The 8,836-nt window shown below is 60.2% G+C and carries 6 protein-coding genes; 3 read left to right on the top strand and 3 right to left on the bottom strand.

What is annotated here, in order from left to right:
• Positions 1-112 precede the first annotated feature (112 nt).
• Positions 113-2,449, top strand: a complete 2,337-nt coding sequence (locus VFV96_14985; GenBank protein HEU5071708.1) for an ATP-binding protein — start codon at positions 113-115, stop codon at positions 2,447-2,449.
• A 5-nt stretch (positions 2,450-2,454) separates the two neighbouring features.
• Here the strand turns inward: VFV96_14985 and VFV96_14980 are convergent, their stop codons facing one another.
• Complete coding sequence (locus tag VFV96_14980; GenBank protein HEU5071707.1) at positions 2,455-3,351, bottom strand: type II CAAX endopeptidase family protein; 897 nt, start codon at positions 3,349-3,351, stop codon at positions 2,455-2,457.
• A 12-nt stretch (positions 3,352-3,363) separates the two neighbouring features.
• Positions 3,364-5,088: a proline--tRNA ligase gene (locus VFV96_14975; protein HEU5071706.1), complete on the bottom strand. Its 1,725-nt coding sequence runs from the start codon at positions 5,086-5,088 to the stop codon at positions 3,364-3,366.
• A 118-nt stretch (positions 5,089-5,206) separates the two neighbouring features.
• Between VFV96_14975 and VFV96_14970 the strand changes: the two genes are divergently transcribed.
• On the top strand, positions 5,207-6,682 hold the full coding sequence (locus VFV96_14970; protein ID HEU5071705.1) for a serine/threonine-protein kinase: 1,476 nt from the start codon (positions 5,207-5,209) through the stop codon (positions 6,680-6,682).
• Positions 6,660-7,364 carry a hypothetical protein gene (locus tag VFV96_14965; protein ID HEU5071704.1) on the top strand — a complete coding sequence of 235 codons (705 nt, stop codon included), beginning with the start codon at positions 6,660-6,662 and terminating at the stop codon, positions 7,362-7,364. Before VFV96_14970 ends, VFV96_14965 begins: the two co-directional genes overlap by 23 nt.
• Positions 7,365-8,003: 639 nt before the next feature.
• On the opposite strand, the gene VFV96_14960 is transcribed toward VFV96_14965, so the two are convergent.
• Complete coding sequence (locus VFV96_14960) at positions 8,004-8,759, bottom strand: fumarylacetoacetate hydrolase family protein (GenBank protein HEU5071703.1); 756 nt, start codon at positions 8,757-8,759, stop codon at positions 8,004-8,006.
• Positions 8,760-8,836 lie beyond the last annotated feature (77 nt).

Raw genomic sequence — 8,836 nt, 5'->3', positions numbered from 1 at the left:
CGCGCATCTCGCGCCGCCTGGCCGGTTTGCAACCGCGGCCGTAACGGCGCTGCAAATCACTTTGCGCCCCCTCCGACCGGACGATACAGTCGCCCCGACATTCTTGGCCGGCATGATTCGATTTTCCAGTTTGCGCGCCCGTCTGGTCGGAACCGTGTTCATTGCGGTGGTGATCGGCTGGCTCGTGGCGTTCATCGTGGGGATCGAGATCGCCGGCTTTGCCGCGGGGCTGCTGGCGCTGGCGGCCGCGTGGTTCGGCGGGGAGCGGTTCATCATCCGGCAGGTGCGGGTGCTGCTGGAAACGACCACGCGCCTGGCCCGCGGGAATCTGTCGGCGCGCACCGGCTTCGCGCACGAAACGGGCGAACTGGGCGAACTGGCGCGCAGCATCGACCGCATGGCCGAAACCCTGGAGGAGCGGGCCCGGGAACGGGAGGCGGTGGACCGGGCCTTGCGCACCCGCGCCCAGCAACAGACAGCCGTGGCGGCCCTCGGCCAGTTTGCACTTACGACGAACGACGTGGATGCGCTGATGGGGCAGTCCGTCAACCTGGTGTCACAAACGCTGGAGGTGGATTTTTGCGAGGTGCTTGAGTTCGACGCGCATCGTCACGAATTCACCCTGCGGGCCAGTGCGGGATGGAAGGAAGGTTTGGTTGGACAGGTGCTTCAAGAGGCCACACCCGATTCGCTGCCCGGCTGTGCCATCAAGTTGCTCGAAGCCATCCGCGTGCAAAATTATCACACCGATCAGCGCTTTCCCTCCTCCACCCTCGCCCGTTCCCACGGCGCCGTCAGCGGGGTCACGGTTCCCATCATCGGGCAAAACCGCAAACGCCCCTACGGCGTGCTGGGGGCGCATTTGGCGAAACCGCACGAATTCACCGACGACGACGAACAGTTTCTGCGCGCCGTGGCAAACCTGCTGGCCATGACCTTCGACCGCAAACGGGCCGAGGCCGAAATCCAGAAGCGCGCGGTGTTCGCCCAGTTGAACCCGACACCCGCGGTGGAAATCACCCAGTCCGGCAAGATCACTTATGCCAATGATGCCGCGTTCAAGCTCGCGCACGAAACCGGCCGCACCCATCCGCGCGAACTGCTGCCCGAGAACGTCCTCGAACTGGTGGATCACGCCCTCGAATCCGGCCAGAACCACCTCAGTTTCGACACCCAGCTGAACGGGCGCACACTGTCGTGGCTGATTCATCCCGTGTCCCAGGACCACCTCGTGCATTGTTACATCACCGACACCACGGAGCAGGTGAAGCTCGAAGCCAGTCTGCGGCAGGCGGACAAGATGCTGGCCATCGGTCAACTGGCCGCCGGCGTGGCGCATGATTTCAACAACATGCTGACCGTCATCCAGGGACACGCCGGCATCCTGTTGAAAAAGGCCGGCCTCACGGCCAGCGCCCAGGATTCGGCGGAGGCCATTTACTTCGCGGCCGAGCGGGCGGCGGGGTTGACGCGCCAGTTGCTCATGTTTTCCCGCAAGAACGTGAAGCAGACTGTGCCGCTGGATTTGACGCAGGTGGTGCAGGGCATGAGTGACATGCTCCGCCGGCTGCTCGGGGAAACGGTCATTCTCGAATTCTCCCCCACCGCCAGCCTGCCGCGCATGGACGGTGACAAAAACGAAATCGAACAGGTGATCATGAATCTGGTCGTCAACGCCCGCGATGCCATGCCCGCCGGCGGTTCGGTGTGCATTCACACCAAGGTCACCCAGCTGAACGAGGAGGACATCCACCTGCATCCGCAGGGTCGTCCGGGCACCTTCATTCGCCTCGATGTGTCGGACACCGGCACCGGCATGGATCAGGCAACCATCAACCGGATCTTCGAGCCGTTCTTCACAACCAAGGAAGTGGGCAAAGGCACGGGGCTCGGTCTCGCCACGGTTTACGGCATCGTCAAACAACACGAAGGCTGGGTGGAAGTGGCCAGCGAAGTCGGCACCGGCACCACGTTCAGCGTGTATTTGCCGGTGGCCGCCCGGCAGCCGGACACGGAAGTCATCCAGCAGGAACTGCCCATCAACGCGCCCGCCCCGGGCGGCGACGAGACCATTCTGGTGGTCGAAGATGAGCCGGAGCTGCGCGAGATGGCCGTGCAAATCCTCGAAAGTTTCGGTTACAAACACCTGCAGGCCGCCTCGGCCGCCGAGGCGCTGGCCTTGTGGAAAAGTGAGTCCGGGGCCATCAACCTTGTGCTCACGGACATGGTGATGCCTGGCGGCATGAGCGGCCGCGACCTTGCCAAGCAACTCATCCGGGAGCGGCCGCGCCTCCCCGTCGTCATCGCCAGCGGCTACAGCGTGGACGACATCTCGGATGAACTGAGCGGAAACAAGAACATCACCTTCGTGCAGAAGCCCTACAATTTGGATGTGCTCGCCCGCGCCATCCGCAACGCCCTCGACGCACAGCCGCGTTCCCGCCGGTAGACCAATCACGTTGGCAACACGGGCGGCAAATCCGGTGCAGTCATTGGCCGGTCATGAACGCTCCCTTCGTCCGCCAGCGCAGCCGTGGCCCGCCGGAACTGCCAGAGCCCCAGCGCCAGCACGCCGCCGCCCACGACATCGAGCCACCACGGCTGAAACCTCGCCGCTGCGAGTTCCTCCGCCTGCGTCGGCTGCCACAAGCCAAACGGCGCGCTGATCACCACCAGGAACAGCAGATTGTTGAGGGCGTGAGCCGCTACACAGGGCCACAGCGAACCGGTGCGCAGGTAAAACCAGCCGAACACCCATCCCAGAAAAAATGTTGGCACCATCTGCCACGGGTTCACATGCATCAAACCAAACAGCATGGCGCTCATCAGCACCGCCGTCCACGGACGAAACCGCCCAAGCAATCCCCGCAAAATGAGGCCGCGAAACAGCAACTCCTCCATCACCGGCGCCACGATGACGATCGTGAAAAACATCGAGCCAAACCGGCCCCGGACCAGAAAAATCTCCGCCATCATCTCGACCACCCAGCGAGGCGGCGGCAGCAGCCAGCGGAATAGATTGTCCACCTCCGACAGCACGATGGCCGCCCCAACGACCACCAACACGAACCAGCCCCACGCCGGACGTGGAATGGGGGTGAAGGGAAAGGCGCGGCGCGGCGGGAGGCGGTTGACGAGCAGGCCGACGCCGATCGCCAGCCCGAGTGCCAGCAGATTGATGATGCCTTCCGCCAGCGGATCCCGCTCAAGCTGCAGGGCACCGAAACCCGCCTGCCGCCACACGATGTCCACCAGGGCCAGCACTGCGGCCAGGATCCCCTGGCTCGCAATGCCAATCGCCATCAGCCCGCACGCCAGCCAGAAGCCCGGTTGGCGCAGCGTGCGTTGCATGGCGGCGATCGGTTAGGCGGTTTGACCCGCGGCGATCAGTTCCATCACCTTCGTGATGGCATCCTCACTCTTCACCGCAGCAAGCGCTCCGGCACGCGGCTTGATCTCCACCTCGCCCTTCGCCAGAGATTTCTCGCCGATGCCGATGCGGATGGGGAATCCGACCAGCTCTGAATCCTTGAACTTGAACCCGGGCCGTTCATCGCGGTCGTCGAGGATGACATCCACACCTTTCGCTGTAAGTTCGGCGTAATATTTCTCCGCGAGCTTCATCACGTCGCTGTCGGGCTTCACGCTCAGTGGCGTGATGCAGACCGTGTAAGGCGCCGTGCCGACGGGCCAGATGATGCCGTCCTTGTCGTTTGACTGCTCGATGACCGCCTGCAACGTGCGCGTCACGCCGATGCCGTAGCAACCCATCACCGCCGGATGCTGCTTGCCCGCTTCGTCGAGGTAGAGCGCGTTCAGTTTCTCGCTGTATTTCGTGCCGAGCTTGAAGACGTGGCCCACCTCGATGGCGCGCTGGATCTTCACCGGCTTGCCGCACTTCACGCACGGCTCTCCCACCTTCACGGTGCGCAGGTCGAACCATTGCGTCACCTTGATGTCGCGCTCCATCGAGACGTTGCGGAAATGGAAACCGTCCTCGTTCGCGCCCGTCGTCATGTCGTTCGCGCCTTGCAGGCGTTCATCGGCGTAAACCGGAACCTCTGCGGGCACGTTCACCACGGCGCCGAGCGAACCCGGCTTCGCGCCGAGCAACGCCACAATCTCATCCACCGTCGCGGGCCGCGCCGCCACGGCACCCGTGCGCGCCATGAGCTTCGTCTCGTTCAACTGATCGTCGCCGCGCACGAGGATGATCACCGGCTTGCTGTCCAGGATGTAAACCAGCGTCTTGATCTGCCGGTTCGCCGCGACCTTGTAAGGCTCCTTCGCCAGCGCCTCGATCGTCACCACGCCGGGCGTCGGGAATTTCTCCACCGCCGCGCCGATCTCGCGGGGCGCCGTCTTCGGCAGGCCGCTCGTCGCCTTCTCAATGTTCGCCGCGTAACCGCACGCCTCGCAATACACCACGTCATTCTCGCCCGTCTCGGCCGGCACCATGAACTCGTGCGAGTAATTGCCGCCGATCACGCCCGTGTCCGCCTCGACCGGGAACGCCTTCAGGCCGCACCGCGCAAAGATGCGTTTGTAGGCGTCATACATCTTGTGATAGCTCGCCATCGCGCCCTCGTCCGTCGTATCGAACGAATACGCGTCTTTCATGATGAACTCCTTCGCGCGCATCAGGCCGAAGCGCGGACGGATCTCATCGCGGAATTTCAGGCTCACCTGGTAAAAATTCTTCGGCAACTGGCGATACGAACTGATCTCGTTCGCCGCCAGCGACGTGATGACCTCCTCGGCCGTCGGGCTGAGCACCCAGTCGCGTTGCGCGCTGTCCTTCACCTTGAAGAGCACGCCGCTCGCCGTCTCGTAACGCCCGCTCTGCTCCCAGATTTCCTTCGGCTGGATGGCGGGCATGAGCACCTCCATCGCCCCGGCGCGATCCATCTCCTCGCGGACGATCTGCTCCACCTTGCGCAACGCGCGCAAGCCGAGAGGCAGGAAGGTATAAACGCCCGCACCGAGCTTGCGGATGAGCCCCGCGCGCAGCAGCAGCTTGTGCGACGCGATCTCCGCGTCCGCCGGCGATTCTTTCAGTGTCGGGATGAATGTCTGTGTCCAACGCATGGGCGCAGAGACTACGAATCACGGGCGGGGGGAACTAGGAAAAATTGAAAGGCAATTAATCCGTCTCTGGCGTTGAAATGGCAACCCCACCTCCTCCAAACTCGGCGCGCCAAATTGCATGGGACTTTTCGATAAGATTTTAGGGCAAGGCAAACCTGCTGGGCCGACCTTCCAGCCGACGACGCCGTTCGCTCCCGGCAGCAGGTTTCTTGAATATGAAGTCGTAAAAGTCCTCGGCAGGGGCGGGTTCGGAATCACGTATCTTTGCCGAGATCGGAACCTACAAAATTTTTGCGTCATCAAGGAATTTGCTCCCCGTGGGCTTGTCGCGAGGGGAAATGGTGGTGATTTGAAACCGATTTGTCCTGTCCTAGCCCCAAGGTTTCAGGAGGGAAAACGCGAATTCTTGGCCGAAGTCCGGCGACTGGCGAAGTTTAATCACCCAAACATCGTTCGGGTCACGCGATTCTTCGAGGCTCATTCAACGGCGTATTTCGCGATGAGCTTCGAAACCGGCCTTACTCTGCGTGATTTGATACTGAAGAGGGGATCGAATTTTGCAGATGAGGAGATTGCTGGAATAGCAGAGCCGCTTTTCCAAGGGGTTCTCGCAATGCATATGGCAGGACTAGTTCACCGGGACATCAAGCCTGACAACATAATCGTCAGGGGCGATGGGAATCCCGTGTTGATAGACCTTGGAGCCGCCGTCCAGTTTCAGGTGGATTCAAGCACTGAACATCAGGTCATCGCTACACCCGCCTACGCACCGCCAGAACAGCTCATGCCGGGCGGGCGATTAGGACCGTGGACAGACATTTACGCAATCGGTGCGACTCTCTACGAACTCGTCACAGGAAAGCCTCCGCTCCCGGCCCCAAACAGGTTGCGCGAAGACTCACTTCGTCCAGCAGTCGAGGTAGGGCAAGGCCGCATCAGCGGCAGACTGCTTCATCTTATCGATAGCGCATTGAGCCTCGACTATTCCGAAAGGCCTCAGAGCATCGAGGAATTCCTCACTGCATTTGCAGCGCAGGATGATCTGACCCTGAAAGGAGTAATCCGGGACACTTCGCTAAAGATGACGACCCATTTTCTGAATTTAGCGAAGCCCAATGATGGACTTCTGCGAGACGAGCTTGTCGCCTTTTTCGTTGTATTTCCAGTGATTGATTTATCGTGGAGGCTTGGCAAAGGAATCCCCGACAAGGCCACATTCGCACGCCTTTTTAGCTTTGCTGGGGCAGATTTGCGCAGCGCCTGCGAAAACGAATTCGTGAGAAAGGACTTTCACAAGACACGCGGGATGCTGTCAGAGAGCTCTTTGCGCGCGCGTCTTGAAGAATACGCAGCGTCCTACCTGCTTGATCGCCAGCAGGAGAAATGGACCTACGAATTACTCCGCAAACAACTCGTTCGAAATTGCCTCGTTCAGGCAACACCACAAGACGCCACCGGGTTTTTAGAACTGATTGGTGACGTGATTGACCGCGCGCGTGGACGCATCAAGAAGGAGTTGGACAAAGCGCTGACTAGGGTAGTTTGGATAAAGACTGAAAATGGTTGGCGTCGTGAAATCAAAGAAGTCCGGTAAGCACGATGAACGGTGCTATCTGTGTGGGATACCAGTTCGGAGCTATGCGCTGCGCTCTGGCGAACGACCATCTGCGGATTTTAGAACCCGCGACCACGTTCCTCCATCTGGACTTTTCCTGCCACCGAAACCGACCAACCTCATCGCCGTTCCTTGCTGCTTCCGATGCAACAACCAACATTCCGGATTCGATGAGCGGCTACGGATTGCCGCTACAACTCCATTTGACCGAAATGAGGTAGGACAGAAAATCCTAGAACAAGAGGTATTCGGGGGAACGATGGCAAAGGGTCGGCAAATGAGATTTTTCGAAAGCCTTCTCGCTTCGATGCAAACGTTAGCAGATCACCCCGGCCTCGCCCGAGCACGCATCCCCGCACACGAATTCCATCAGGGCATGATTCGGATCACGAAGGGGCTACTGTTTGCACTTCACCCAAGATTTGATTACTACCAATCAAATTTTGACGTGATTGATATTCACCCAAAACCGTTCGATAGGCAGTTGAGATTGATAGCGACGCTAAAACAAGCGGAGCATTTCGAATGTGGCCAACGCGCCTTTCAATGCTGGCGTCATGTTGACGAAACGCGGGATGCCGGCGTTTGGATGTTGGCCTTTTACGAATGTTTTGGTTTTTTCGTTGTTCATTCAAATGGTTCGGGAATGAATTATCCATAATTCAAATCATCTAGTCTGGGGTTGGGGCGAATAAAGCGGTGATTTGATTCCAAAGCGCCAGCGGGCTGGCGCACAGCCTCGGCTTCGTCCCAACGGGACAACCGGAAATTAGCCAGCCACAACGTGGCTGGTCAGCCGCCCGCAAAATCGTCACGTCCTGAAGGGACGCCGGGAATCACGCCCTGCTCCACCGTGCCCTCCGGCACGAATCATCACTCCACCCCACCCAGCCACTCACGTGGCTGGCTAATTTCCATCGTGCCTTCGGCACGTTCGGTCCTTGCTTGCCGCCAAAGCGCCAGAGGACTGGCGCACTCCAAGACGCTTTACGGCCTTGGGAGCGCCGCCGTCCCCGGCGGCTTGGGACAAACGGGCAGATTGACGGTTCGATCAAACCAGAATTGAACGCGAGCCGTGAATCGATCGGCACAAGCCGGCGGGGACGCCGGCGCTCCGGGCAAAGTCGGGGCCAAACACAAAGACGCAAAGCCGCGAGGAATCGAAATCAACAGTGGAATGAAGCCTCGTTGCAACTTGGCGACTTTCATGCGGCCCAACCAACGCGCCATCGTTTTGGACTGCGGTGGATACCACCGCTTTCAATCTGAAGGGGCGCAGTGAGATTCGAGCGGGCGCAGTTTACTTCACCGTGTTGACCAGCGGCGCGAGGCCCTGAATCCGCACTTCGAGGCGGTCGCCGCTTTGAATGGGAGCAATGCCGCCAGGTGTGCCGGTGAGAATGACGTCGCCCGGCAGGAGGGTGATGTTCGTGGAGATGAAACTGACCAGCTGGTAGCAGTTGAAAATGAGCTGGCAGGTGTTTGAGTTCTGCCGGAGCTGGCCGTTCTGGAACAGTTGGATGCTCAATTCGTGCGGGTCGATCTTGGTCTCGATGTAAGGTCCCAGTGGCGTGAAGGTGTCAAACGACTTCGCGCGGGCCCACTGGCTTTCGGCCGCCTGGATGGTGCGGTCCGTAATGTCCTGCGCGGCCGTGTAGCCGAGGATGTAACGGGAGGCCGCCGCCGGCGTCACGTTCCGGATCTTCCGGCCAATGACCACCGCCAGCTCGGCTTCGTAATCGTTGCGATGCTTGGGAAACGGCAGCTCAATTTTCGCCCCATCGGGGATGAGCGACGTGGTGGCCTTGAACCAGATCAGGGGATCCTTCGGCGGGGTGCGGCCCATTTCGCGGGCGTGGTCGGCGTAATTGACGCCCACGGAGATGATCTTGGAGGGCACAATGGGCACCAGTGTGCGGACGCCTTTCCAGGGGGTAGGTTTTTTGTCGAAGGAAGGCGAACCGAAGACGTCGCCGCGCAGCTTGAACAATTCGCCATCCACCACTTTCGCGTGGAAGGTTTCCTCGCCCCTTTGAAACCGGCCGATGGCTGCCATAAGCTGCTGAAAACCCTACCAACCCTCGATTCCCGGTCGCAAGGCTAATCCACCCCGAATGACGGCCGCCCGCGCAA

The sequence above is a fragment of the Verrucomicrobiia bacterium genome, from assembly GCA_035765895.1.
GTDB lineage: Bacteria > Verrucomicrobiota > Verrucomicrobiia > Limisphaerales > DSYF01 > DSYF01.
This window is presented reverse-complemented; position numbering and strand designations above follow the sequence as displayed.

Coding starts and splice junctions, on each gene's coding strand:
- VFV96_14985 (HEU5071708.1), top strand. CDS start 113: ATGATTCGATTTTCCAGTTTGCGCGCCCGTCTGGTCGGAACCGTGTTC.
- VFV96_14960 (HEU5071703.1), bottom strand. CDS start 8,759: ATGGCAGCCATCGGCCGGTTTCAAAGGGGCGAGGAAACCTTCCACGCG.
- VFV96_14970 (HEU5071705.1), top strand. CDS start 5,207: ATGGGACTTTTCGATAAGATTTTAGGGCAAGGCAAACCTGCTGGGCCG.
- VFV96_14980 (HEU5071707.1), bottom strand. CDS start 3,351: ATGCAACGCACGCTGCGCCAACCGGGCTTCTGGCTGGCGTGCGGGCTG.
- VFV96_14975 (HEU5071706.1), bottom strand. CDS start 5,088: ATGCGTTGGACACAGACATTCATCCCGACACTGAAAGAATCGCCGGCG.